The sequence below is a fragment of the Mycobacterium sp. RTGN5 genome, from assembly GCF_033804465.1.
GTDB lineage: Bacteria > Actinomycetota > Actinomycetes > Mycobacteriales > Mycobacteriaceae > Mycobacterium.
The window spans coordinates 1,816,127-1,841,337 of record NZ_JAPZLA010000001.1 but is presented as its reverse complement, the minus strand read 5'-3'; the positions used below and the strand labels follow the sequence as shown (position 1 = coordinate 1,841,337).

Here is a 25,211-nt window from a genome sequence, read left to right as displayed (position 1 = left end):
GCATAGCGAACTTGCGTGCGTTGGAGGCTCGGCGATTCATGGACTTCCTACCCGCCGGTGACCGCCATGGATCCAGTGATTGCAGATCAGCTGAGGCCTAGGCAAAGGGCGGCCGCATTGTCGCTGACCGTCACAGCCCTTATCGTCGCCGGAAACCAAAGAGTTTTGCCTCTCGCGGTGGGAATCCCGTCGGCAATCAGCCCGTCAGCGATCGCCTGAAACGTCCGTCCGTTGGAACGCTCGGCGATTATCCGGCGCGTGATCTCCAGCGGTAGTGCTGGCGCTGCGCCGAGTCGCTCTCCCCGAGCGCGCTTGGCCGCCAGGGCGTCTCGGGTGCGTTGGCTGATTAGCCGACGCTCGTACTGCGAGCCGGAAATGATGATGTTGGCCGCCATCTCTCCAGCCGGTGTGCTCGTGTCGAGGTCGAGATCGGCGAAGTGTAGAGCCCAACCTTCCCGCGCGGCCCGTTCCATAAGTCCCGCGCCGTCAACCACCGAACGACTCAATCTATCCATCTTGGCCACCAGCAGTCCGGCGGCGCGGCAGCTGGCTACGGCTTCGAGCGCCGCACGCGCAGCCGGCCGTCCCTTGAGGGACTTCGCGCTCAGGCCCTCGTCGCAGTACTCAGCCACGACCGTTAGACCCTTGCGTTCAGCGTAGACAGCGACTGCTGCGCGTTGGGCTTCGAGTCCAAGGCCAGACAGTGCCTGCTCGGACGTGGATACTCGCAAATATGCGACGACAGTCCCGGTTGGAGCCCAAACACGTGCACGACGTCGCCGTTGGCGCACCGCTCCCTCGGAGACCAGTCTTCGAGTCACGACACAGTTTAACATTGATGGTCCTCAATATTATTGATCGCTCGGCCGGCGGGTTCGCGAACTCGCCGGCCGCAGTTGCGACAGTTGGTCGATTTCATCTGCCGGCGTTCTGACCGTCAGCGCATGGATTCTGCGCCGGTAATGCCCCTCCGCACGGAAGTTCGTCGTACGGAGTAAATCGGCCACCCGCGGTTAATCAGATGGTTTTAACGCACAGCCCTGCCCGCTATCTGAATAGTCGCCGCTTCACTCTGCTACGTAATCAGATTGAGAGCACCGACACTGTGTCGCTACCGGTGTTAGCCACGTAAGCCCGGGTCCCGTCGCGGCTAACAACCACCTCGTCCGGAAACGAGCCCACGGCGATGGTGGAGATGACAGTGTTGGTGGCGGTGTCAATCACCAATACCGTGCCGCGGGAACTCTTCTGGGTGACATAGATGCAACTGCCATCGCGGCTGACCGCCACTCCTTCCACCCCAGAGGCGACGAGGGGGATCGTGGAGGTGACAGTGTTGGTGGCGGTGTCAATCACTGAGACACCTTCGTAGTTGGTGACGTAGGCACGGGTCCCGTCTGGGCTGACCGCGACTCCTTCCGGGGCATAGCCGAAAGAGATGGTGGCTGTGACGGTGTTAGTGACGGTGTCAATCACCGACACCGATTTGCTGTTGATGTTGTTGACGTAGGCGTGGGTCCCGTCTGGGCTGACCGTTACCCCCTCTGGGAAGGAACCTACGGCGATAGTGGCAGTGACTTTGCGTGTCGCGGTGTCGATCACCGATACGGAGTTGCCGCGAAAGTTAGCGGTGTAAGCGTGGGTGCCGTCGCGACTGAGTGCTACATCGACAGGGTAAGCGCCGCTCGTGAGAATAATTGTGGCGGTAACGGTGTCGGTGGCGGTGTTGATAACCGACACCGTCCCGCTGGCGGAGCTGGCTGTGTAGTTAGCGACGTAGGCACGGGTGCCGTCCGGGCTGACCGCCACTCCGTATGGGTAGGAACCCACGGGGACAGTGGTGGTGACAGTGTTGGTGGCGGTGTCAATCACCGAGACAGAATTGTCATCTTGATAGTTGGTGACGTAGGCACGGGTGCCGTCCGGGCTGACCGCCACTCCTTGGGGGGTATCGCCGACGGGAATGGTGGCGATTACCGTCGGGGCTGGCCTGATCGCTACCGGCACTTTGATGGTCGCAACGCCGCCGTCGCTGTTGGACACAGTGATAGTGAATTCATCGTGCTTGTCAGCCGCGGTGGCCCCAGCTTGGGCGGCGGCTAGCCGGGCGGCAGCGCCGGGAGTGTAGGTGAACGCCCCGGTGTTGACGTCGATGGTCACACTGCCCTTGGCCGTGGTGGCTGCGGTGCTGTAGGTCAGGGGGTGGTTGCGGGGGTCGGTGGCGTCGACCTTTCCGGTCACCACCCCGCTGGGGTCGCGACTGTTCAATGTGTAGCCGCTGACCGTGGGCGGGAGGTTGGTCGCGGCGATGGTGACCGGGACTGTCACTGTGATTGCGTCGCGTCCGCTCAGCCCGATGGCCTGTGCCAGTGAATGCAAGACCCTTTGGATTGCCCCGGCAACTCCGGTCATACGGTAGGCGCTGCCATTGTCAATTCTGACTGAAAAGGTGTCGGTGCCGCCGTTGAGGGCAAGATCTGTGGCGGGAGTGTAGGTGTAGGTGCCGTCCGGGCCGATGTCCACGCTGCCCCTGGCGGGTGCGTGGGCAAGCGTGTATGTCAGCGGTGCACCGGTTTGCGTGTTGGCGTTTAGGTGTCCCGTGACGACCGCGGTGGGTGACTGGCCAGCAGATTGCGCGGGGTTAGCGGTTGGAGGGTTGTTGGAAAACGTGTATTGAATGATCTCGGCGAACGACGGGGCGGCAGCTAGCGCGGTCGCACTTGTCATCGTCGAGGCAGCAACGACCCGCGGTGCCTGCGACTTCGGTGCAGGTTGAAAACCCGCGACGCCGGAAGTCGTTGTCGCTTTCCCGGCGTTCGCAAGCGGTGAGGTATTTTCTGCGGCGTTCACGACTGTCGGCGAGACCGAAAGTATTTCTGCAGCAGAGCTTTTCGCCACACGGGAGGTCAGCGGCGGCTGGTTGCCTATTGCATCGACGTTGGCCCGACGGGTTGCGGCGGCCGCACGTTTCGACACACCAGTCGCCGAACCAGGACCTTTTGCAGAGTCGGCATTCTCGCCAGCTTTGGACGCGTGCTGCGCCCCACTAGGCGGGGAGGTGTCAGCATGGGCCACTCCTGATCCGCTCGCCAAGGCTGCGCCCACCCCGAGGGTGATCGCGCCGGCACCCAGCCACGTGTAAGGCGTCAGACCGCGGCGCCCAACACGGTACCGGCGCTTGCTGTGCTTGTTGGGTGCCGAAGACTTCATTCGATGCCCACCCGCCATGAAAGCCGCCCCCGGTTCCTGTTACAACGCTGGACGATGTATATCAGATCGCTGTGAAGCGCGGGCATGTAAATCCAGCAAATATCGGTACGTTTCTTGCATCCTCATGCAACCGACGGCAGCGACCGGGCTCGGTATCAGCGAGGGCGGCGAATTGTCCGTCCGCTCCTCGCGTTGGCGATCGCCTCATTCGAACCGTCAACGATCTCAGCAACTGTTCGATCGCCCTGGGCGGGTGGCAGTTCGCGGGCTGACTCCACTGCAGTAGGCGTCAGATCGGAAAAATCGGGGATACCTTGCGTTCGTCGGAACTCGGCACGTGAACCCCCGACCACCTCGGTGAGCCCACCCAAGATCTGCTCCCACGGTTTGGGCGGTCCGACCTCCATTTCCACGGCAGTCTTGGCCGACAATCCAGCACGGTCAAGGGCATCCCGGATCGCCGCAAGCTTGACCGAGTCAGCGACGTTGTCGTCGGTCGCCATCTTCAACAGTTCGCACGCCATCCGATCGGCCGCTTCCTCGATGCGCTGCCGCGCTTTGCGCTTAACTTGCGGCGCCTTGGCTCCGTGGAAATCACACACGCTGGTCCCCATTCGAGCGGCGTTCTTGCACCGATCTCCGTTCTTCCGGTGCGCAGTGCAACGACGCTCTGGATGGAGGCTCTGCTCCCAACGGTCGATAGGTACAGCCTTCGATGGGTCAGTCATCTTCGCTTCCTTTCGATTTCCGTACCAGAGGTTGTGGCTGACGGTCCGGCTGTTAATCACCATTCGCCGTCTCGACCACGCCCGAAGGTGTCGGCAGTTGTGGTGGAGCCGCGGTTTTTTGTCGTTGTCGGTGTTGTCATGGCGGGACAGAAGGGTCAGAAGGGCCAGAAGTCTTTCTGTCGCTACCTTTTGGCCCTTCTGGCCCTTTTGTCACCGCATAGTGCGCGGAAGCTGGGCGTCCCCCGGTTGGCGGTGGAGCGGGTAGTCGAACTAGGTACCCGTGGTCGACCAACCGACCCACCGCGAGCCGGAGGTCTTGCTTTGTCCTCAACCGCTTAGCAGCTCGCTGCAGGTCACGCTCCGACACCTCGTCCATGCCGAGATGGTGGAGCCGCTCCAGGAGGTAGACAGCGTCAGCGGTACCTACATCGTTACCCATCTGAATGAAGGCGTGGATCGCGGCGGCCTTGAAGTAATCCCCGATCCGCGAAGCCGCCCGCACCGTCGTAGCCGTCACCTCGGTTCGCGGCCCGTCGACAGGACCGTGCTCGGCCAAGTGAAGCATTCCCGCGATGCGCGCGACTGCACCGCAGTACTTGGCACCCCAGTCGGCCAGTGCGGCTAGCTCACCGTCCCCAGCGAGGGTGGGTTCCACGGCTGTTTCGATGTTCTGCATCTCCTCCTGGGCTCCGTCGGTGAGCGTCAGGATCGTGGGCTCACCTATCCGGTCGACCATTCCCGTAGCAAGGTCGGCTATCGCCTTGTCGTAAGCCTTCTCGATCAACGGGTCGACTGGGGCGGGGGCGATCTTGCGGCGCCCGACTTTAGAGACCGGAAAGGCAAAGAGAATTCGAGCGAGCAAGCCTCGGCCTCGGAACTCACGATTACCGGCGACAGCAGACAGGACCAACGGCTGGATCATCAGACCGAGCGTCAGCGCGGGACGTCGAACGTACTCCGGCGCCCGTCCCTTGCGATCGACCTTAAGCGGGTCACCGGAGTGACCCTTGAGCCACAGATCCATGTTCGGTACGGACTTGGAATACCGACCGGCAATGATGTCGAATATCCCTCCCTCTGCGGAAATGATCGCGAGGCGGCCACCTTGTTCGGCGATCAGCGATGCTGCTGCCTCCGGGGTCACGTCATCAGCGATCAACCGAGGGATCGCCGGAATCGTGATGTCATCGGCGAATCTGGCTGCTGCGATCGCGTCAGCCAACGCCTTGTCCTGATTCCCCTTCTGGGCGGCGGCAGCGGTGTTGCGTATCTTCTCCGCAATCTTGACGGCAACTTGCTTTCGGGTCTCGGCCTCCAGTGCTGCGCCGGTGCCTTCAGCCGCGAGTCGTTCTTCGACGTCCAGGATCGGGCGCGTCATGGACAACTGGACCGACGACTTGCGTTCCCCAGGACCCGCTACCGTCGCCGTATAGACGTTCAGAGGTTCACGCCAGCCGTGCCGAATTTCGATCTCGGCATGGCCACCAGTACATGCCGAAAGGGCCGATAGGGCCGAAACGGCTGCCATCGCCGGATCGGTCTGGGTCGCCACACTGACGGCCTGAACCATGTTCGCGAACGGTTCGGGATACGCATCCACTGGGAACTGCGGCATTTCTACCGTTTGGGTCAAAGGAATCGGATCAGCATTGGGCCGGTCGTCATCCTCTTCCGGCATCGACTCGACGGTGTCTGCGTCGATCAATTCATGCCACCTTCCGGCTCATGACGCGGACTGCTGCGGACAGATCGCCGTCGCAATTGAGCAGCGCATAGGCCCGAAACTTGGTGTACCCGCGTGGATATCCGGGTTCGGTGACGTCGAAGACGGTATTGGGGCTGTAGATGAACAGGCAGCCGTTGCGGACAGTAGCCGAGCACGAGGACGTGTGTGTTGGGTGCAGCCAGCGGGCTCCGTCGGCATCAGGGTCGAGGTCACGGCAAATCCAGCCGTGTGGAGTCAGTATGTCGAACCAGGAAGTGCCAGCGGTGAACTCTTCGGCGATTGAAAAGCCGCTGCGGAAAGCCGACGGTAGTCGGGGTTCGCGCGATGGGGTCTTGAGCGCCTCGAACCTCAACAGGTCTGTGAGCCAGACCGGTGGTGCGGCGACCGGGGCATCGACCCTCACGTAGGGGCGCCCGGTATCGGGGTGAATCGACGGTGGCAGCACCACATAGCCGTTCGACGTCTTGACGTCTATGCCGGGGCCCAGACGCTTATGGGACAGCTTGCCAGGAGGTCGCCGGTAGAAGCGATGGCAACCGCCGTCACCGCGCCCTGAAAGCGTCGTCAAGGTCTCCGGTAGCCTGCCATGTTGCTTCTCCAGTGCTGCAACCGATTCGAGGCCGCCGTTGCGCGGGTCGACATCGATCACGAACATGGTCTGGGGTACTCGGCCGCCGACGTTGCAGCCCGCGTAACGGCCACCCCACCATGAGGCGATGATCGCGACGTCGGTAGTAGCGTCGTACAGGCCGTGACCGTGGAGGCCGCACTCTCCGTGGCATTCCTGGCGTTCGCGGCTTCCCTTGGGGTGCGGATTCGGAATCGCCGGGAGCTTGCCGTTAAGCGGCATGTTCGGCCAGTTGTTGACGCCGTACTCGATCGCGTGAGTGCCGATGTCGTCGGTACCCAGAACTGTGGCACGGAGCTCGCGGATCGCGTTGGCTTCAACGCGTAATACCTCCGTTTGCGTGCACTCATCGCGTCGCACACGGGCGGTAGCGTCCGATCTGCCGACTTCAGCGGTGAGGGTTGTCGGCGCTGCCGACCCCGATCCGGTCTGCTTACTTAGTTTCGCGGTCATGCTGCGGCCCCCTCAATCTCGTTCTTGGTCAAACGCTTCAGCCATCGAAGCGTGGGTTGACGATGCGCGAGAACGGCTCATGATGCGTATTCGTCGGTACGCACCTTGCGGTTCCGGTCAAGCCACGTGTCCACGTCGCAACGGCGGTAGTACACCCTGCGCGTTACCTTCACAAACACCGGGCCATTCCCCTTGTGCCGCAGTGCTGCCCAGGTTTGGGCTGTTGTACCGGGAAACAGCGACGGCATCTTTGATGCTGGTATCAAGCCATCGGTCCCGTCGTCGTCCAGCTTCGGGTGTTCCATGAGAGTCCTATCTGTGGGGCCGTCCGGCTCGTACCCAAAATAGGTACGACTCGTTACATTTATGATGACATCATTTGAGCACAATAGATCCCAGTGGCGCAAGGACGTCTTGATGACGTAGTGTCAGCAACATGGGTACACATGCCGTACAGCGGGGACCGACCGCTGAGACCGTCGCTGCCAACATCAAGCGACTCCGCGAAGGACAGAATCTGGGTCTACGCGCCCTGGCGGCTCGCCTCGCCGACGCCGGTCGTCCGCTCCCGCATACTGCACTCGACAAGATCGAGCGGGGAACGCGGCGCGTCGATGTCGATGACCTCATGGCGATTGCGGTCGCACTTGAGGTGTCACCGGCCACGCTGCTCATGCCCGAAGTGACAACCACTGAATGGGACGATTCCGAAGTCGAAACCACCGGATTGCCGAAAGGCACCACCGCAGAGTTGCTTTGGGGATGGCTTACGGCTCAGGTGCACCCGACCAAGCACCTGGCCTCATGGGTCACAAGTCCGATGTGGGTAGCACGGTCCGTTCCTCCGCCCGCCCTGAGGTTTGAAATATCCACACCATCAACGAAACAGGGCAACTGATGGCAACGATTGAGAGGTACCAAACCGCAACGGGTGCAACCCGTTACATGGTCCGATACCGGACACCCCAGCACACACAAACGAAGAAGCGCGGGTTCGCCACCAAGCGAGCCGCCGAAGCCTTCGCTAACACAGTGGAAGTCGAGAAGCTCACCGGCAGTTACGTTGCGCCGTCGCTTGGTCAGGTCACCGTCGGCGAGTTGGGTAGGGAATGGCTGACTCGGCAGGTGCACCATAAAGCCAGCTGGTCGGCGCGACTGGAATCGGTGTGGCGTGTCCACGTCGAACCGAAATGGGGCCGCCGTCGCATCGCTGACATTCGTCCAACCGAAGTCCAAAAGTGGGTTGCCGAGTTGAAGCTCTCGGCATCGTCCGTGGCCCACGCCCATACCGTGCTCGCAGGCATCCTGGACGATGCCGTGGCCGACCGTCGACTGGCGACCAATCCGGCCAGAGGTGTCAAGCTTCCCCGCAAGACCCCGAAGGCTCGTAACTACTTGACCGCCACGCAAGCGTCGGCATTGGCCTACGAATCCAAACATCCTGACATCGTTTTGCTGCTTGCGACGACAGGACTTCGGTGGGGCGAAATGGCGGCGTTGCGGGTCCGCGACATCGACCTCGGACGTGGCCGCATCCGCGTCGAGCGCTCAGCATCGAAGGTGAATTCCAAGACCATCATTGGCACAACCAAGACACACCAGGCCCGATCGGTGGCGGCATCAGCATCGGTGCTCAAGCTGTTGGCGCCGGCGATGGTCGGCAAAGCCCCTGATGAGCTCTTGTGGTCTCGCGCCGATGGGCAGCCGTTGCGACCACCAACCACAACGCATTGGTTCGGCGCAGCGGTCAAGCGCTGCCAGGCGGACGATGAGAAGTTCCCTCGGGTGACTGTCCACGAGCTACGGCATACGGCGGCGTCGTTGATGATCGCCAGCGGCGCCAACGTGAAGACGGTGCAGGCCCAGTTGGGCCACAAGTCGGCGACCATGACACTCGATCAGTACGGCCACCTGTTTCCTGACGACCTTGACGACATAGCCGACAAGATGGACGACCTGGTATCGGGGTGTGCCCAAAATATGCCCAAAAAGGAAGCAGGCCAGGGAAAAAATGCTCCCTGACCTGCCTATACCCTTGTGGAGCTGCCGGGAATTGAACCCGGGTCCTACGGCATTCCCTCAAGGCTTCTCCGTGCGCAGTTCGCTATGTCTCTACTTGGATCTCCTGCTCACGCGAACAAGTCAGGATGACGATCCCAGTCGCTGTTTGATTTCCCGCTGAATCCCGCGACCGGACTTAACGGTTTGTCCCTCTTGATGACGCCAGGGTCCGGGTCGAGGGCACTCCCGGTCTGACGGACCAGCTATCGCTTAGGCAGCGAGAGCGTAGTCGCGCTGATTGGAATCGGCGCTTAATTGGTTTGCAACGACGCTTACGGTGGTCTTTGCCTGCACCGGCACGCTTCCCTTGATTCGATGCGCGAAGTCGAAACCGTTCAGCCCCTCGCACCCCGGCCGAGGTACGGCCGGACATCCCATGCTACGCGAGTTACAACCGCGGACTGAAGTGCATTAATCCACGCGTCGAGATTGCCCCGCCGAACGTCACCCCAGAGCCACGTTGAGCGCCGAACGTGACTCTGGAGTGATGCTCGGCGCGAAGTCCCCGAAAACTCCTCCCAGAAAATGAGACTCTGTCTATAGTGAGACGGTGTCTGAAAGTCTGCGGGTTCGGAAGCGGCAGCGAACACGCGAGCGCATCGCCACCGCGGCCGCGCAACTGGTCTCGCGCAACGGGCTGAGCGCCACCACTGCCGACCAGATCGCCGAAGCGGCCGACGTTGCCCGCGCGACGTTCTTCCGATACTTCGAGTCCAAGGAATATGCGGTCGCCGAGGGCTTCACCGCCACCTGGATCGCTGCGATCACCGACGCCCTGCGCCGCCAACCCTCGGAGCTGTCCGTCAACGAGGCGCTGGCGGCAGCGTTCGCGGAGCTCACCCCGGGCTTTGAGCTCGTCGAGCAGAACATCGCCGAGATCGAGCGCCAGACCCGCGACTCGCTGAGCCTGCGCGCCTGGACCCTGCTGTGCTACCTGAACTTCGAGACCGCCATCGCCGAGGTGATCACTCCCCGGCTGCCCGACCTGACGGTCGACGACCCACGCCCGCGGCTGATCGGTGCGCTGGCGATGGCCTCGGTCCGGATCTCTATCGACGACTGGCTACGCGACGGCGGATCGCTGTCCGACCGGATCTCCCGCGCGGTCAACTCAATGGCCCCGTGCCCAAACCAGGAATGAGGAGCAGATGAGTGGCGAAAAGTCGCTGGAGGCATGGGGATTCGTCCGCAAGGTCCTCGACGACCTGACCGGCCAGATCACCGCGGACGCCCGCGACGAGCGCGAGTTGCTCGAGGGGCTGCGCGTGCTCAATCGCGTGACGGCGCTGTGCACCGAACTGTCGGTGGACGTCGACCCGGACCATCCGCACTTCGTCGACATGAGCACGCCGGTCCGCCTCGTCGGCGGACCCAATCCGCACGGCTCCTATCCGTTGGCCATGATCAGCGGCGACCGGGCTTATCGCGTGACCGGAACCCGCGGCACGTCGGCCTATCTGGGCCTGCAGGTCTTGGCCGGCACCGGGATGAACCCGCGCCGGATGAGCAACTACCTGTCCGACCGTGATCTGGTCGTCGATGACGGTGGCCGGTTCAACGTCGTCTTCGCCGCCGCCCGCCCGGCCGATAGCGATCTGGCCGGCGCCCAGTGGATCGAAATCCCCGACGACGCCACCTCGATCGTCGTGCGCGACTACGTCGGCGACCCGTCCACCGAAATCCCTGCGCAGCTTGATGTCTCCCTCATCGGCGAGGCACCGCCGCCCGGACCGCTGACCGACGAGGCACTGGCCGGCCAGCTCACCGCGATGGGCTGGACGATCGTCAAGCTCACCACCCTGCACCGCACCGTACGGCCCGACTTGCTGGACACCCCCAACATCCTGATCACCTCGGGCGCGGAGAATCTGGGCGGCGAGAACACCACCCCGGACAACCTCTACATGCTCGGCATGTTCGACCTCGAGCCGCACCAGAGCCTGCAATTGACCTTTCAACCGCCCGAAACCCGGTATTGGTCAGTCACTTTGGAGAGCATCTGGCACGAATGCCTCGAGCCATTGGTACGCACCAGCTCGGTGACGAATAAGGGCGTCAGCGCCGACCCGGACGGATTCGTCCGCCTGACGATCGGCGCCGAAGACATCGGTGACGGCTACTGGCTGGACACCGGCGGACGTCGACGGGGTTTCATGATCGTGCGCTGGCTGGACAACCCGAATGCCCCTGATGTGACAGTTCGCCTGCTGGAGAGGGAGGTTCAGCGATGACCAGTGCGGTGCAGGCCCGGCTTGATCCGGAGAAGCTGATCGAGCAGGCCTGTGAGTTGGCCGGCAGCGACGACTTCGGTGCGGACGACGGCTGGCGGGAGAACCTGTCCCGGGTGCTCGACGACCTCGTCACCGAGGCCGATCTGTCTCCGCTGGGTGTGGAGATCGCCGCGGGGGACATCGTTGTTCCGCTGCGCAATCGACTGCAGATCACCGCCTGGCGCAAGGAACATCCCGAGATTGCCGAGCAGCGGATCGAGCGGCCGATCTTCATTCTCGGCCAGCCGCGCACCGGCACCACCATTCTTTACGACCTGCTCGCCCAGGATCCCGACCTGCGGGCCCCGTTGACGTGGGAGGTCGACCAGCCCTTCCCGGTGCCGACGCCCGAGACCTACGAGACCGATCCGCGGATCGCCGAAACTCAGGCGCAACTGGAGATGGTCGAGCAGTTGATGCCCGGCTTCATGAAGTTCCACCCGATGAGCGCGCGGGGCGGCCAGGAGTGCGTGCGGATCACCGGTGGCACGTTCTGCAGCATGATCTTTCCCACGCAATACCGCATGCCGAATTACCAACACTGGCTGATGTACGAGGCCGACCACGGCGCCGCCTATCGCTACCACCGACAGTATCTGCAGCATCTGCAGTCCGGTGTGCCCGGTCAGTGGCTGCTGAAGAGCCCCGCGCACCTCTGGACCCTCGACAAGTTGTTGGCCGAGTATCCCGATGCGATTCTGGTTCAGACGCACCGTGATCCGTTGGTGGTGATCTCATCGATCAGCGCGCTGATCGCGCATTTGCAGAAGCTGGCTAGCGACAACGCGACCGTTGAACGCGCGGCGGGACAATGCGCCGCCGAGAACATCCTCGGTCTCGACCGCTTGATGACCTGGGCGGACGAGGGCGTCGTCGGGCCGGATCGGATCATCAACGTGCGCTTCGCCGATTTCATGAGCGACCCGTTGGCGACGATCAACACGATCTACGCCCGACTGGGCCGGGATCTCACACCGATTGCCGAACAGCGCATGCGCGACCATCTTTCGGCCCACCCGGGCGACGGCGGCGGCAACCGCTACACCTGGGCCGATACCGGACTGAATGCCACCAAATTGCGGGAGAAAGTCCGCGCCTACCAAGAGCGCTACGACGTGCCCAGCGAAACGCTGCGCTAGCGGATCGAAATCAACCCGACGGCGACCAGCGCCAGCACCATGCCCAGCGCCTGCCAGCGGGTGACCCGCTCACGCAGCACCACGATGGCCAGCAGCACGGTCGCCGCAGGGTAAAGCGACATCAGCACGCTGGCCAGCGACAGCATCGAAGCCTGCAACGCCAGCAACATCGCCACGTTGGCGCCGGTGTCCAGCACCGCTGCCGCCAGTGCCATCGTCAGCGGAAAGCCACGCGGCGCATGGAAATTCCCGGTGAGTGCGGCCACCACAACCACGACGGCCGTCGCCGACACCCGCGCGAAGAACAACGGCCAAAGGTGGGCATCGACCGGAGCCTGGTGGATGAGAACGAAGTTGAGCCCGAACGCCAGACCCGAGCCGACGGTCAGCCAGGCGACTTTCGCGGTGAACCGGTGCGGGCGCTCGTCCTCGTCGGTGGCTTCGCGGCTGACCAACACGACGGCGAGCAGGGCCAGCACGGTACCGACGCCGGCCACGAGGCCCGGCCGCTCCCCCATCGCGAGTCCGACGCTGACCGGCACGCCGGCCACCAGGACCGCCGTCAACGGCGAGACCACCGAGATCGGACCGGCACCCAGAGCGGCGTAGAACCACCACACGCCGAAGGCCTGGCTCACTCCGCACAGCAGACCCCACACCACCGCGGGCGTGGATATCGTGCCGCCGACGACGGCCGCCAGGATGCCGAGCAGGACCATCGCCAGCGGGTAGGAGAGCAGAACCACCCGTAGGGCGGCCACTCGTCGCGATGCGATGCCCCCGACGAAATCGCTGACGCCGTAGCCGATTGCGGAGGCCAGCGCGAGCACGACCCCGATCAGGACTTGCCCTTGGCCCGCCGGCCGAGTTCCCGGATCACTTCACGTTCGGCGTCGCGGCGAGCCAGATCCTGCCGCTTGTCGTGTGCCTGCTTACCGCGCGCCAACGCCAGCTCGACTTTGACCTTGCCGTCGGTGAAGTACAGCGACAGCGGCACCAAGGTCAGGTTGCCGTCGCGGATCTTGCCGATCAACGTGTCGATCTGGCTTCGGTGCAACAGCAGCTTGCGATTGCGCCGCGGCGTGTGGTTGGTCCATGTGCCGTGGTGATATTCCGGGATGTGCAGGTTGCGCAGCCAGATCTCGCCGTCATCGATGGTGGCGAACGCGTCGGCCATTGAGGCGTGGCCCTCGCGCAGGCTCTTGACCTCGGTGCCCTGCAACACGACACCGGCCTCGAAGGTATCGAGGATCGAATAGTTGTGCCGTGCCTTGCGATTGGTGGCGACGATCTTGCGATCCGGGTTGTTGTCTTTCTTGGGCACGGCTACTTCCGCACGTACAGGCGCAGCGTGACGTACGCGGTGAGCCCCGACATCGCCAGACCGACCCCGGTCATCCACGGCGCGACATAGACGGCGATGTCCCGCCAATCCACGCGGGCGACCAGATTCGCCGCATAGAACTGTTTGAGTGCGTCATCCAAGAAGAACGCCTGCACCAGTACCAGCCCGACCACCGCGATCACGACACCGATGAACGCCGCCAGCATGGCTTCCAACAGGAACGGCAGCTGGGTGTACCAACGGGTCGCACCCACCATCCGCATGATGCCGATCTCGGTACGCCTGGTGTAGGCCGCCACTTGAACCATGTTGGCGATCAACAGAACCGCGCCGATTGCCTGCACCACCGCGATCGCGAACGTGACGGCGGACAACGCGTCGAGCACCGCGAACAGACGATCGATCAGGTCCTTCTGGTTGAGGATGCCGCGCACACCGGGCTGGCCCTGCATCGCCTTGTCGAAATCCTCGTGCTGGTCCGGGTTGTCGAGCTTGACGATGAACGACGCCGGGAACTTGTCCTTCGTGGCGTCCTTGGCGAGTTGCGGGAGCTTCACCAGCGCGAAGTTGTAGGCGTCCGTCTGGTTGAGGAATCGCACGGATTTGACGTCGTTACGCGCCTCGATCTTGGCGCGCAACGCCTTACACAAATCGCCGTCACAGGTCTGGTCGTTGGACGAGATGTCGTCGGTCAGAAAAACCTGGCTCTCGACCCGGTCGAGATAGATATGGCGCGACTGCTCGGCCATCCGCAGCACCAGCAGACCGCCACCGAACAAGCCGAGCGAGATCGCCGTGGTCAGGATCATCGCCACGGTCATGGTGACGTTGCGGCGAAGTCCGGTGAGGACCTCGTTGATCAGGAAGCCGAAGCGCACTTAACGATCCATTCCGTAGATACCACGCTTCTCATCGCGGACGAGCCTGCCCAAGGACAGCTCCACCACACGCTGGCGCATGGAGTCGACGATGTGGTGGTCGTGGGTGGCCATCACCACTGTGGTGCCCGTCCGGTTGATCCGTTCGAGCAGGTCCATGATGTCCTTGCTGGTCTCCGGGTCCAGGTTTCCGGTGGGCTCGTCGGCCAGCAGCACCAACGGGCGGTTGACGAACGCCCGCGCGATCGCCACCCGCTGCTGCTCACCGCCGGACAACTCGGCGGGCAGCCGGTTGGCTTTACCCGAAAGACCCACCATCTCCAGCACCTCGGGCACCACCCGGTTGATGGTGTCGGGCTTCTTACCGATCACCTCGAGTGCGAAAGCCACGTTCTCGAACACGGTCTTCTGCTGCAGCAGCCGGAAGTCCTGAAACACGCAGCCGATCACCTGGCGCAGCTTGGGGACGTGCCGGCCCGAGAGCTTGTTGACGTGGAACTTCGACACCTGGAGCTCACCGGAGGTCGGGCTGTCCTCAGCCAGCAGCAGCCGCATGAACGTCGACTTGCCCGAACCCGACGGGCCGATGAGGAAGACGAACTCACCCTTGTCGATCTTGACGCTGACATTGTCGAGGGCAGGCCGTGCCGACGACTTGTACTGCTTACTCACATGGTCAAGGGTGATCATCACGGCACGCCAGTGTAGCCGTCCGCCCGATTACTGCGTCGGCGCCGCGGGCGTGAGCATCGGCCCCTGCCCCGGCGCCGGTGACGGAATCGGCGTGGGTGTCGGTGTCGGCAGCCCAGGTATTTGGAACGGCGCAGGCGCCGTCGGCGTCGTGGTTGTGGGCGAGGTCGGCGATGTGGGCGACGTTGGGGACGTCTCCGATGTCGTCGTCGTCTCCGTCGTCGTTGTGGTCGTCGGCGTCGTCGTCCTGGTGGTTGGGGTCCGATCCCGGACTTCCGTGCGCGGCACCCACGTATACGAGGGATCGGGGACGAAGCCCGGCGGCACCATCTGGGTGGCCGGCGCCTCCGGGGCCGCCGACTCGGGCTGATAGGTCGCATACAGCCACCAGACCGCGACGAACGCGGCCAGCAGCGTGGCGGTGGAGGTGCGAACCCGTCCCCACAGGATGTAGTGGGGCCAGCCGCGGCCCTCTCTGCGCGTCGGCGTCAGCTTCACGTCGGCGTCACCGGCCCCTGGTTACCTTCGGCACCGCCCGCCGTGGCCGGGTGGACGATGGCCTCGACCATCGGCGAGCCGTCCGACGGGCTGGCGATGCCGGCGCGCATCAGTGCGGCGATCACCAGCACGCGAAGTTTGCGGCCGACCTCGAACTGCTTGCCGGGCAGCGTGCGCGCCACCATGCGCAGGTTGACGGTGTCGAGTTCGATGCTTTCCACTCCCATCAGCTGCGGGGCGTCCAGAAGAAGGTCCTTGAGCCCGGGGTCCGCGATTGCCTTTTCGGACACCCCGTGCAGGACCTCGTTCACCCGGTTGAGGTCGGCGGTGGTCGGCACCGGGATGTCGATGACGGCCCGCGCCCAGTCCTTGGACAAGTTCTGGGTCTTGACGATCTGCCCGTTGGGGATGGTGAGCACTTCGCCCTCCGACGAGCGCAGCTTGGTCACCCGCAGCGTGACGTCCTCGACGGTGCCCGTCGCCTCCTTGGCGATACCGGCCACCGTCAGCGACACCAGATCGCCGAAGCCGTACTGCTTTTCGGTGATGATGAAGAACCCTGAGAGCAGGTCCTGCACGATGCGTTGAGCGCCGAAGCCCAGTGCCGCACCCAGAACCGCCGCGGGCGCCACCAGCGAGCTGACCGGAACCGCGAGGATATCGGTGACCTCCACCACCACCATGACGCCAAGCAGTGCGATCGCCACATAGGAGATGACCGACGCGACGGCCTGGCGGTGTTTGGCGCTTTCCGAGCGGACCAGTGCGTCGCTCTCCCGGAAGTCGGCGTCGATGCGCCGGGAGATCTTCTGTGCCGACCAGTTGATGAACCGGGCCGCCAGCAGGCCGCCGAGGACCAGCAGGGTGATCCGCAGACCCCTGGTCAGGATCCACTCGCCGATCGTGCCATGCCAGAAGTCATGCCAGCGATCGGCGAACGGAAGCGCCAGGAGGTTAGTCGTCATCTGGTCGGTTGCGCCACCGGATCCCCGCTTCCAGGAATCCGTCGATGTCCCCATCCAGTACCGCCGCAGGGCTGCCGACCTCGTATTCGGTGCGCAGGTCCTTGACCATTTGATAGGGGTGCAGAACGTAGGAGCGCATCTGATTGCCCCAGGAGCTGCCGCCATCACCCTTGAGGGCGTCCATCTCGGCGCGCTCTTCCAGGCGTTTGCGGTCCATGAGCTTGGCCTGCAGGACGCGCATCGCAGACACCTTGTTCTGCAGCTGCGACTTCTCGTTCTGGCAGGTCACGACGATGCCGGTGGGGATGTGCGTGAGTCGAACCGCCGAGTCGGTGGTGTTGACCGACTGACCGCCGGGGCCGCTGGACCGGTAGACGTCCACGCGCACATCCTGCTCGGGTATGTCGATGTGGTCGGTGGTCTCGGTGACAGGAAGCACCTCGACGTCGGCGAACGACGTCTGACGGCGGTTCTGGTTGTCGAACGGGCTGATCCGCACCAGCCGGTGGGTGCCCTGTTCGACCGACAGCGTGCCGTAGGCGTACGGGGCGTGCACCGCGAACGTCGCGCTCTTGATGCCGGCCTCTTCGGCGTAGGAGGTGTCGTACACCTCGACGGGGTACTTGTGCTGCTCGGCCCAGCGGATGTACATCCGCATCAGCATCTCGGCCCAGTCGGCGGCGTCGACGCCACCGGCGCCGGAGCGGATGGTCACCAGCGCCTCGCGCTCGTCGTACTCACCGGACAGCAGGGTCCGGACCTCGATGGCCTCGACGTCGGCCTGCAGCGACTTCAGCTCGGCGTCGGCTTCGGCGAGAGCATCCGCGGCGCCCGCGCCCTCTTCTTCGTCGGCCATCTCGTAGAGCACCGGCAGGTCGTCGAGGCGCCCTCGTAGGCCTTCGACTCGACGCAACTCGCCCTGGGCATGGGAGAGCTCACTGGTGACGCTCTGGGCATGGCTCTGGTCGTTCCACAGATTCGGATCGGCGGCCTCGTGCTCGAGCTTCTCGATCTTGGCGCGCAGACCATCGACGTCGAGCACTCGTTCCACCGTCGTCAAGGTGGAATCGAGGGCGGCGATATCTGACTGACGATCGAGGTCCACGGGTTCTCAGGGTACCGGCGTCGCGACACGTTGTTATCCGCGGCGGCTGCTGGGACTTCTGGGGTGGTTGAGCCGATCGCGCGTCTAACATCACATTCGTAACCAGGATTGTGCGCCGCGCAGCCCCTTGCGGCGCTTCTCGGCTGCGACGCGACAGCCCCTTGCGCGCGGCCGAGTCCGGACAGAAAGCGCGAGAATGCGTCCTTACTATGTCGCGATCGTCGGTGCAGGACCCTCGGGATACTTCGCGGCGGCGTCGCTGCTGAAGTTCGCGGACGGTGCCGTCCCCGGCGGCGGACCGGATGTGCACGTCGACATGCTCGAGATGCTGCCTACCCCCTGGGGTTTGGTGCGCTCCGGAGTGGCGCCGGACCATCCGAAGATCAAATCGATCAGCAAGACCTTCGAGAAGACGGCGAACGATCCGCGGTTCCGCTTCTTCGGCAACATCACCGTGGGCAAAGACGTCCAGTCCGCGGAGCTTGCCGAGCATTACGACGCCGTGGTCTATGCCGTTGGCGCCCAGTCCGACCGGGCGTTGCGCATCCCCGGCGAGGAATTGGCAGGCAGTGTGGCCGCCGTCGACTTCGTCGGCTGGTACAACGCACACCCGCACTTCGAGGAGATGATGCCCGACATTTCGAGCGGTCGCGCTGTTGTGGTGGGGAACGGCAACGTCGCCATCGACGTCGCCCGCATCCTGGTGACCGACCCCGACGTGCTGGCCAACACCGACATCGCCGACCACGCATTGCAGTCGCTGCACGACCGGGGTGTCGAGGAAGTGGTGATCCTGGGCCGTCGCGGACCGCTGCAGTCCGCGATCACGACCCTGGAGATGCGTGAACTCGGCGAGCTGGAAGGTGTCGACGTGGTGGTGGATCCCGCGGACCTGGCCACCATCTCCGACGAGGACGCCGAAGCCGCAGGCAAGATCGCCAAGGCCAACATCAAGGTGCTGCGCGCCTACGCCGGGCGGGAGCACACCGCGGGGCATCGGCGGATCGTGTTCCGATTCCAGACGTCGCCGATCGAGATCCACGGCGACGAGCGGGTGGAAGAGATCGTGCTGGGCCGCAACGAGCTGGTCTCCGACGAGAGCGGACGGGTGGTCGCCAAGGACACCGGTGAACGCGAGGCGCTCCCCGTCCAGCTCGTGGTGCGCGCGGTCGGTTACAAGGGCATCCCGGTCCCCGGCCTGCCGTTCGACGAAGGTGCCGGCACCATCCCGCACGAGGACGGCCGTATCGCCGGCAGGCCCAACGAATACGTCGTCGGCTGGATCAAGCGCGGCCCGTCGGGAATCATCGGCACGAACAAGAAGGACTCCCAGGACACCGTCGACACCCTGCTGGCCGACCTGGACGGCGCGCAGCTGGCCGAGGTCGGACCCGACTACGCCGACGAGCTGGTCCGGTGGCTGGTGGACCGACAGCCGAAGCTGGTGACCGACGACCACTGGCAGCTCATCGACGCCCACGAGCGCGGCGCCGGCGAACCGCACGGGCGGCCGCGGGTGAAGGTCGCCAACGTCGCCGAGCTACTGCGGATCGGGCACGGGTAGCGATCAGACCTCGCAGGTCACCGTGACCGGCTCCCGCTCGCGGGACAGGCCGCTCACCGGACCGGCAGTGCGAGCGATGAGCGGAGTGCACGCGGCGGCCAGGGCCAACGCGGCCGAGACCATGACGACCGCGAACGGGCTGTAACTGTCCGCGACCACACCACCGAGCGCCGTGCCCAGTGCGCCGCCGACAAGCGCGCCGCTGTTGAGCCACCCGAACGCCTCGGCGGTGGCGTGCGCGGCGATCTCATGCGACACCATCACGTACAGCGTGGCCAGTGCGGGCGCGAAACCCAGCCCCGACGCGAACAACGCGGCAAGTTGCAGAACGTACCCGTTGACCAGCCCGAACAGCACCGTGCCTGCGGCGACGACCGCCATCGACAACGCCAGACCGCGCACGCCCAAGTGCCGATGCCCGAACAACACGCCACCGAGCAACGAGCCAAGACCGGTTGCCGCGAGCGCGATGCCGGCCGAGAGGTTGTGGTTGCCGAATAGGGCGAGCACACCGACTTCCAGCGCGGTGAACGATGCGACCAGCGCGAGGCTGGCGGCCATCGCCAGAATTACGGCACGATTCGCCAGGACCTTGCCGAACGCGACCGCGCTACTGACGATTCGCGGCCGAAACTGGTGCGCGCTGAGCAGGAACCAGACAGTCCCCACCACCGTCACCGCCGCGGAAAACAGCAGCGGGATCGAGGTCGAGATCGCGGACGCGAGGAACGTGGCGGCCACCGGGCCGATCACCCAGATCAGTTCCTGAGCAGTGGTATCGAGTGCGAACAACGCACGCAACCCCTCACCGGGCACCATCTGCGGGTAGAGCGCACGGACCGCGGGCAACAGCGGCGGCACCGACGCACCGATCAGGAACCCCAACACCATCAGGTACGACGTGGGGACGTGGATGAACGCCAGCGCCAGCATGCTGACGCCGTTGATCAAGGCGGCGGACACCAGGGTCGGCACCATCCCGATCCGGCCGAGCAGACGCGCCGTCATCGGCATGGCCACCGCTTCGCCGACGCTGGTGAAGGCGACCACCGCCCCCGCCACCGCATAGGACCCGGTACGGGCCTGCACGTGCAACAGGATCGCCAGCGACAGCATGCCCAGCGGCAACCGCGCAAACAGCTGCGAGGCGGTCACATTGACCACGCCCGGAACCCGAACGAGCTCAACGTAGGCACGCACGGTTATCACTTCCTCAATCGGTTCTAGAGCTTTCCTCCACTGTACCGTCCAGACGGTACAGTGGGAAACCGATAAACTCGGCGGATGACGACCTCGCGTGAGCGCATTCTCGATGCCTACGCCGACGCGCTGGCCGTCGATGGCGAACGCCACGCCACGCTGGACGCGGTCGCGGCACGCGCGGGGGTGTCCAAGGGCGGCCTGCTCTACCACTTCCCCGCCAAGGATCAGCTCGCCGAGGCGCTGTGTGATCGATTGATCGCCCTGGCGGGCGACGACGTTCAGAAAATGCGCAACGCGCCAGACGGACCCGCACGGCATTACATCCGCACCTCGCATTACGCGAACACCCCGTTAGATCGCACCCTGGTCGCGGTGGCCCGGCTGCAGCAGGCCGGCGATGCGCGAGCCCGTGCGGCGATCGAGACGATTTCCGACCAATGGCTGAGCGTGCTGACCGAGGCGCTCGGCGACCGTGACGTCGCGCGCACCGTCAAGTTGATCGGCGACGGCCTCTACCACCACGCGCTGTTCAGCGCGCTCGGCGGCCAGCCGCGAACCGAACTCGACGAGGGCCTACTCGCGGTGATCGACCGCATCATCGACCAGTGCGCGGACGCGCCGCGGCCTTGACCCGCGCCGCACGTCAATAGGGGATGTGTGGATCGACCCGCCGACCTGGCGCGTCGCCCGGCGCGAAGTACCAGTTGTCAGGATTCTTCGGCGAATACGCCACCGGAATCAGTTGCCCCATGGTCGGCCAGCTGTTCACGTCGACGGCCATCCGCTGATAGACCACGTGCTCGTTGACGGTCGGGCCGTTGATGACGCCGCTGATCGTGACGTACTGCGAACCGGTGGCGTCCGGGCGCGGGCTCACCCCGGTCACCAGCAGCGTGCCCTGTGCCATCTCACCGCGTGGGCCGCGGCGCCCCATGATGCGCGGGGCCAGAACGAGGACCAGCGCACCGACGATGACCAGTATCACCACGAATTCCCACATGCGGCCATGGTAGGACTGCTGCCATGAGCGACGCTTGCGGAGCGAATCAACAGCGGACATGCCGGACCCGAGCCTGCGAGGGCACGGCATGAGCGGCCACGGTGTACAGGCAGACCTCTCGGTAGCGGTAGAACTCGCCAACCGCGCCGACGCGATCACCCTCGACCGATTCGGCGCCCTGGATCTGCGGATCGAGACCAAACCCGACCTGACGCCGGTCACCGACGCCGACCAAGCTGTCGAGGCCGAGCTACGGGCGATCCTGTCGCGTGAACGCCCCGACGACGCCGTCCTCGGCGAGGAGTACGGCGGGACGGCCGCCTTCCACGGCCGGCAGTGGGTGATCGACCCGATCGACGGAACCAAGAACTTCGTGCGCGGCGTGCCAGTGTGGGCGAGCCTGATCGCGCTGCTCGAGGACGGCGTGCCGACCGTGGGCGTGGTCAGCGCCCCGGCGTTGAACCGGCGCTGGTGGGCCGGCCGCGAACTCGGCGCCTTCGCCAGCACCGGCGGCGGACCGGCACGCAAACTTGCGGTGTCGGGAGTCGCCGACCTGGGCTCTGCCAGCCTCTCGTTCTCCAGCCTGTCGGGGTGGGCCGACCTGGGCCTGCGCGAGCAGTTCATCGAGCTGACCGACGCGGTGTGGCGGGTGCGCGCCTACGGCGACTTCTTCTCCTACTGCCTGGTCGCCGAGGGAGCCGTCGACGTGGTCGCCGAGCCGGAGGTCAAGCTGTGGGACCTGGCCCCGCTCGACATCCTGGTCCGCGAGGCCGGCGGCACCTTCACCAACCTGAACGGCCAGCCCGGTCCGCACGGCGGGCACGCCGTGGCCACCAACGGACTGCTGCACGACGCGACGCTGGCGAGCCTGGCTGGGCGTTAGTACCCGGCAGCGAATGCGACGGGCAGGGTCGCGGGTCCGCTCAGTCCGCTGAGCGGTTTCCACGGCGCGGGGCCGGCACGCCGAATGTTGGGCATCCGTCGCGCCATCACCGTGAGCGCTTCAGTCAGTTCGAGGCGGGCAAGGTTGGCCCCGACGCAGTAATGCATGCCACCGCCGAAGGTTTGCATCGGCAGCGCGGCAGTCCGCGTGATATCCAGGCGACCCGGCTCATCGCACACGCCCGAATCACGGTTGGCGGCAGCAGAATTGAGGATGACCAACGTCCCCGCCGGGATGACATATCCGGCGACATCGACGTCCTCGACCACGGTGCGTAGCGTGCCGAACACGATCGGCGAATGGCGCATCGTCTCCTCCACCGCGTTCGCGGCGAGTTCCGGCTGCCGCCCCAACAGCGCCCATTGGTCGGGATGGTCACACAAGACGGACACCGACGCGGCGAGCTGGTTTCGGGTGGTGTCGGTACCCGCCATCAGGAGCCCGGCCACCAACATCCGCAGTTCCTCGATGGTGAGACGATCCCCATCGTCTTCGGCCCGGATCAGATCCGAGACCAGATCGTCGGTGAGCCGGTGCCGTCGTTCGGCGACCATCTCGTCGACATAGCTGTCCAATTCGTCCCAGGCGGCCAGGATCGACGGCATCTCATCCGCGACGTTCCAGCTGAACGCCTTGAAGAAGGCGTCGGTCCACGTCGCGAACTGCTCCCAGTCCCCGGCTGGGGCGCCGAGCAGAGCGCAGATGATCGGAATTGGGTAATGCCGGGCGATATCGGCAACCACGTCGCATCGGCCGTCGGTGGCGCAACGGTCGACCAGTCCGTTGATGACATCGGTGACCGTGGTGCGCAGCCTCGCGGTCGCCCTTGGCGTGAACGCCTTGCACACCAGTCGGCGTAGTCGATGGTGCTCGTCACCGTCCATGTTGATGATCGTGGCGACGACCCTGTCCCACAACGGACCCGAGGTGATCCCCTGGGACGCAAGAAACATCCCTTGCGGCACGCGAAATCTGTGATCGCGCAGTGCGTCGTGGACGATCTCGTAGGTCAGCAGTTCCGGACCATGCGGGCCGATCGCGATGGGAGCCCGTTCGCGCGCTCGCATCAACATCGCCATCGCCTCGGCCGGGTCCGTCACAGTGTCGTAGTCGATGGCCGGCAAGCCGGCGTCGAACACATTCGGCATTCGCGGCGCGTCGATTGTGATGGTCATGTCAACCCCCAGACCTGCTCGGATATCTCCTCCGCTGAGTCTCGAACGGCGATGCGGCGGGAATGCGAGTAGCCCGCTACCCGATATCCGGACTTATGTGACTCACTCAACAAAACCCGGGGACGCCAACCGGTCCGGGATCGACCTTACTTTGGAGTAAGATAGGTTCAGCGTGATCTGACCAGCACCGCCCACCGTCGACGAGGCTGACGAAAATGACCAAGACTCTTCCGCCCACATCCACGAGCGCCCGGGCCCGCGACAGCGCGGTCGGGCAGTTCAAGCACAAGCGGTCCATCACCGATATCGCACTGGCGATCGTCACCCCGCTAGTCGGACAGGACTTCCTGGACCGCTACCACCTGCGCGACCCGTTCAACCGCGGCCTGAAATACGGTGTCAAACAGGTGTTCTCGACCGCAGGCGCGGCCACCAGGCAATTCAAGAGGGTCCAAGGCGTCGGCAAAGCCCCGACCCGGCTGCGGCCAAGTGGCGCCGACTATTTCGACCTCACCCCCGATGACGATCAGAAGATGATCGTCGCGACGGTCGACGAGTTCGCCGAGGAGATTCTGCGCCCGGCCGCTCACGACGCCGACGAGGCGGCGACCTATCCCCCGGGCCTCATCGCCAAGGCCGCCGAACTCGGGATCACCGCGATCAATATCCCCGAGGACTTCGACGGTATCGCCGAGCAGCGCACCACGGTCACCAACGCCCTGGTGGCCGAGGCGCTCGCCTATGGCGACATGGGCCTGGCGCTGCCGATCCTGGCACCCGGCGGCGTCGCCTCAGCATTGACGCACTGGGGCAGCGCCGACCAGCAGGCCACCTATCTCACTGACTTCGCCGGCGACAACGTGCCGCAAGCCTGCGTGGCGATCGCCGAACCGCACGCCTTATTCGACCCGACCGCACTGAAGACCACCGCGGTGCGCACCCCTAGCGGCTATCGCCTCGACGGAGTCAAGTCGCTGGTGCCGGCCGCCGCCGACGCCGAATTGTTCATTGTCGCAGCGCAACTCAATGGCAAGCCGGCCCTGTTCATCGTCGAGGCCGCCACTGCCGGCGTTTCGGTGAAAGCCGATCCCAGCATGGGGATCCGCGCTGCCGCGCTGGGCCAGGTGGTACTGGACAACGTGACGGTGCCGGTGTCGGCACGCCTGGGCGAGGACGGCGCAACGGATTCGGACTATTCCGAAGCAATCGCGTTGTCGCGCTTGGGCTGGGCCGCACTGGCGGTCGGCACCTCACACGCGGTACTCGACTACGTCATTCCGTACATCAAGGAACGCGAAGCATTCGGCGAGCCCATCGCCCGCCGGCAGGCGGTAGCGTTCATGTGCGCCAATATCGCCATCGAGCTCGACGGCCTGCGGCTGATCACCTGGCGCGGCGCCGCCCGCGCAGAGCGCGGCCTGCCGTTCGCGCGTGAGGCCGCACTGGCCAAGAAGCTCGGCACCGACAAGGGCATGCAGATCGGCTTGGACGGTGTGCAATTGCTCGGAGGTCACGGCTACACCAAGGAACACCCGGTCGAGCGCTGGTACCGCGATCTGCGGGCCATCGGCGTCGCCGAGGGTGTTGTCGTCCTGTAAACGTCACCGGCTAACGAACGGAAAAGACTGCC

At 64.6% G+C, this 25,211-nt stretch carries 24 protein-coding genes and 1 other RNA gene; 10 read left to right on the top strand and 15 right to left on the bottom strand.

Features of this window, described 5'->3' with window-relative positions; genetic code table 11:
* Window positions 1–86: 86 nt before the first annotated feature.
* The 5 genes from SLQ31_RS09010 to SLQ31_RS08990 form a co-directional block, all read right to left on the bottom strand.
* A complete protein-coding gene (locus SLQ31_RS09010; RefSeq protein ID WP_319431571.1) occupies window positions 87–836 on the bottom strand; it encodes a recombinase family protein in 750 nt (249 codons plus the stop codon).
* A gap of 247 nt (window positions 837–1,083) precedes the next feature.
* Window positions 1,084–2,976 carry a DUF5074 domain-containing protein gene (locus SLQ31_RS09005; RefSeq protein WP_319431569.1) on the bottom strand — a complete coding sequence of 631 codons (1,893 nt, stop codon included), beginning with the start codon at window positions 2,974–2,976 and terminating at the stop codon, window positions 1,084–1,086.
* Window positions 2,977–3,365: 389 nt separating this feature from the next.
* Window positions 3,366–3,938 carry a hypothetical protein gene (locus SLQ31_RS09000; RefSeq protein ID WP_319431567.1) on the bottom strand — a complete coding sequence of 191 codons (573 nt, stop codon included), beginning with the start codon at window positions 3,936–3,938 and terminating at the stop codon, window positions 3,366–3,368.
* A gap of 136 nt (window positions 3,939–4,074) precedes the next feature.
* A complete protein-coding gene (locus tag SLQ31_RS08995) occupies window positions 4,075–5,643 on the bottom strand; it encodes a YfjI family protein (protein WP_319431565.1) in 1,569 nt (522 codons plus the stop codon).
* 1 nt (window position 5,644) lies between these two features.
* Window positions 5,645–6,745, bottom strand: coding sequence for a bifunctional DNA primase/polymerase (locus tag SLQ31_RS08990; protein WP_319431563.1), 1,101 nt, complete (start codon window positions 6,743–6,745; stop codon window positions 5,645–5,647).
* A 436-nt stretch (window positions 6,746–7,181) separates the two neighbouring features.
* On the opposite strand from SLQ31_RS08990, the gene SLQ31_RS08985 reads away from it, so the two are divergent.
* Both SLQ31_RS08985 and SLQ31_RS08980 read left to right on the top strand, forming a co-directional pair.
* Window positions 7,182–7,643 (top strand): helix-turn-helix transcriptional regulator, encoded by a 462-nt coding sequence (locus tag SLQ31_RS08985; protein ID WP_319431561.1) that lies wholly within the window; start codon window positions 7,182–7,184, stop codon window positions 7,641–7,643.
* Between the two features lie 134 nt (window positions 7,644–7,777).
* Entirely contained in the window at window positions 7,778–8,767 is a 990-nt protein-coding gene (locus tag SLQ31_RS08980; protein ID WP_319431559.1) for a tyrosine-type recombinase/integrase, read from the top strand.
* A 13-nt stretch (window positions 8,768–8,780) separates the two neighbouring features.
* Here the strand turns inward: SLQ31_RS08980 and ssrA are convergent.
* Window positions 8,781–9,149, bottom strand: a transfer-messenger RNA (tmRNA) gene (ssrA, locus tag SLQ31_RS08975).
* Window positions 9,150–9,356: 207 nt separating this feature from the next.
* Here ssrA and SLQ31_RS08970 point away from each other — a divergent pair.
* Genes SLQ31_RS08970 through SLQ31_RS08960 form a run of 3 tightly spaced genes read left to right on the top strand, consistent with a single transcriptional unit; the run spans window position 9,357 to window position 12,215 of the window.
* On the top strand, window positions 9,357–9,947 hold the full coding sequence (locus SLQ31_RS08970) for a TetR family transcriptional regulator (RefSeq protein WP_319431557.1): 591 nt from the start codon (window positions 9,357–9,359) through the stop codon (window positions 9,945–9,947).
* Window positions 9,948–9,954: 7 nt separating this feature from the next.
* Window positions 9,955–11,037: a DUF1214 domain-containing protein gene (locus SLQ31_RS08965; RefSeq protein ID WP_319431555.1), complete on the top strand. Its 1,083-nt coding sequence runs from the start codon at window positions 9,955–9,957 to the stop codon at window positions 11,035–11,037.
* The gene (locus SLQ31_RS08960) at window positions 11,034–12,215 is read left to right on the top strand and encodes a sulfotransferase (RefSeq protein ID WP_319431553.1); all 1,182 of its coding nucleotides are present in this window, start codon (window positions 11,034–11,036) and stop codon (window positions 12,213–12,215) included. The genes SLQ31_RS08965 and SLQ31_RS08960 overlap by 4 nt, the downstream gene beginning before the upstream one ends.
* Here the strand turns inward: SLQ31_RS08960 and SLQ31_RS08955 are convergent.
* From SLQ31_RS08955 to ftsE, 4 genes are read right to left on the bottom strand one after another with little or no spacing between them, the layout of a single operon-like run.
* Window positions 12,212–13,045: a DMT family transporter gene (locus SLQ31_RS08955; protein ID WP_319431552.1), complete on the bottom strand. Its 834-nt coding sequence runs from the start codon at window positions 13,043–13,045 to the stop codon at window positions 12,212–12,214. The two genes, SLQ31_RS08960 and SLQ31_RS08955, sit on opposite strands and share 4 nt — an antisense overlap.
* An 8-nt stretch (window positions 13,046–13,053) precedes the next feature.
* Window positions 13,054–13,539: an SsrA-binding protein SmpB gene (gene smpB, locus SLQ31_RS08950; RefSeq protein WP_319431550.1), complete on the bottom strand. Its 486-nt coding sequence runs from the start codon at window positions 13,537–13,539 to the stop codon at window positions 13,054–13,056.
* Window positions 13,540–13,541: 2 nt separating this feature from the next.
* Entirely contained in the window at window positions 13,542–14,438 is an 897-nt protein-coding gene (gene ftsX, locus SLQ31_RS08945) for a permease-like cell division protein FtsX (RefSeq protein WP_319431548.1), read from the bottom strand.
* The gene (ftsE, locus tag SLQ31_RS08940; RefSeq protein ID WP_319432965.1) at window positions 14,439–15,128 is read right to left on the bottom strand and encodes a cell division ATP-binding protein FtsE; all 690 of its coding nucleotides are present in this window, start codon (window positions 15,126–15,128) and stop codon (window positions 14,439–14,441) included.
* A gap of 52 nt (window positions 15,129–15,180) precedes the next feature.
* Here ftsE and SLQ31_RS08935 point away from each other — a divergent pair, with 52 nt between their 5' ends.
* On the top strand, window positions 15,181–15,498 hold the full coding sequence (locus SLQ31_RS08935; RefSeq protein WP_319431546.1) for a hypothetical protein: 318 nt from the start codon (window positions 15,181–15,183) through the stop codon (window positions 15,496–15,498).
* 124 nt (window positions 15,499–15,622) lie between these two features.
* Here SLQ31_RS08935 and SLQ31_RS08930 read toward each other — a convergent pair whose 3' ends face one another.
* Together SLQ31_RS08930 and prfB are read right to left on the bottom strand one after the other, a co-directional pair.
* Window positions 15,623–16,591, bottom strand: a complete 969-nt coding sequence (locus tag SLQ31_RS08930; protein WP_319431544.1) for a mechanosensitive ion channel family protein — start codon at window positions 16,589–16,591, stop codon at window positions 15,623–15,625.
* Window positions 16,581–17,696, bottom strand: a complete 1,116-nt coding sequence (gene prfB / locus SLQ31_RS08925; RefSeq protein ID WP_319431542.1) for a peptide chain release factor 2 — start codon at window positions 17,694–17,696, stop codon at window positions 16,581–16,583. Before prfB ends, SLQ31_RS08930 begins: the two co-directional genes overlap by 11 nt.
* Before the next feature lie 196 nt (window positions 17,697–17,892).
* Between prfB and SLQ31_RS08920 the strand changes: the two genes are divergently transcribed.
* Window positions 17,893–19,260 (top strand): FAD-dependent oxidoreductase, encoded by a 1,368-nt coding sequence (locus SLQ31_RS08920; protein WP_319431541.1) that lies wholly within the window; start codon window positions 17,893–17,895, stop codon window positions 19,258–19,260.
* A gap of 3 nt (window positions 19,261–19,263) precedes the next feature.
* Here SLQ31_RS08920 and SLQ31_RS08915 read toward each other — a convergent pair whose 3' ends face one another.
* Window positions 19,264–20,460 (bottom strand): MFS transporter, encoded by a 1,197-nt coding sequence (locus tag SLQ31_RS08915; RefSeq protein ID WP_319431540.1) that lies wholly within the window; start codon window positions 20,458–20,460, stop codon window positions 19,264–19,266.
* Between the two features lie 84 nt (window positions 20,461–20,544).
* Between SLQ31_RS08915 and SLQ31_RS08910 the strand changes: the two genes are divergently transcribed.
* Window positions 20,545–21,093: a TetR/AcrR family transcriptional regulator gene (locus SLQ31_RS08910; protein WP_319431539.1), complete on the top strand. Its 549-nt coding sequence runs from the start codon at window positions 20,545–20,547 to the stop codon at window positions 21,091–21,093.
* 13 nt (window positions 21,094–21,106) lie between these two features.
* Here SLQ31_RS08910 and SLQ31_RS08905 read toward each other — a convergent pair whose 3' ends face one another.
* Window positions 21,107–21,463, bottom strand: coding sequence for a hypothetical protein (locus tag SLQ31_RS08905; RefSeq protein WP_319431538.1), 357 nt, complete (start codon window positions 21,461–21,463; stop codon window positions 21,107–21,109).
* An 88-nt stretch (window positions 21,464–21,551) separates the two neighbouring features.
* On the opposite strand from SLQ31_RS08905, the gene hisN reads away from it, so the two are divergent.
* A complete protein-coding gene (gene hisN / locus SLQ31_RS08900) occupies window positions 21,552–22,346 on the top strand; it encodes a histidinol-phosphatase (protein ID WP_319431537.1) in 795 nt (264 codons plus the stop codon).
* On the opposite strand, the gene SLQ31_RS08895 is transcribed toward hisN, so the two are convergent.
* Entirely contained in the window at window positions 22,343–23,581 is a 1,239-nt protein-coding gene (locus SLQ31_RS08895; protein ID WP_319431536.1) for a cytochrome P450, read from the bottom strand. The genes hisN and SLQ31_RS08895 overlap by 4 nt on opposite strands.
* A gap of 215 nt (window positions 23,582–23,796) precedes the next feature.
* Here SLQ31_RS08895 and SLQ31_RS08890 point away from each other — a divergent pair, with 215 nt between their 5' ends.
* The gene (locus tag SLQ31_RS08890) at window positions 23,797–25,179 is read left to right on the top strand and encodes an acyl-CoA dehydrogenase family protein (protein WP_319431535.1); all 1,383 of its coding nucleotides are present in this window, start codon (window positions 23,797–23,799) and stop codon (window positions 25,177–25,179) included.
* Window positions 25,180–25,211: the final 32 nt, after the last annotated feature.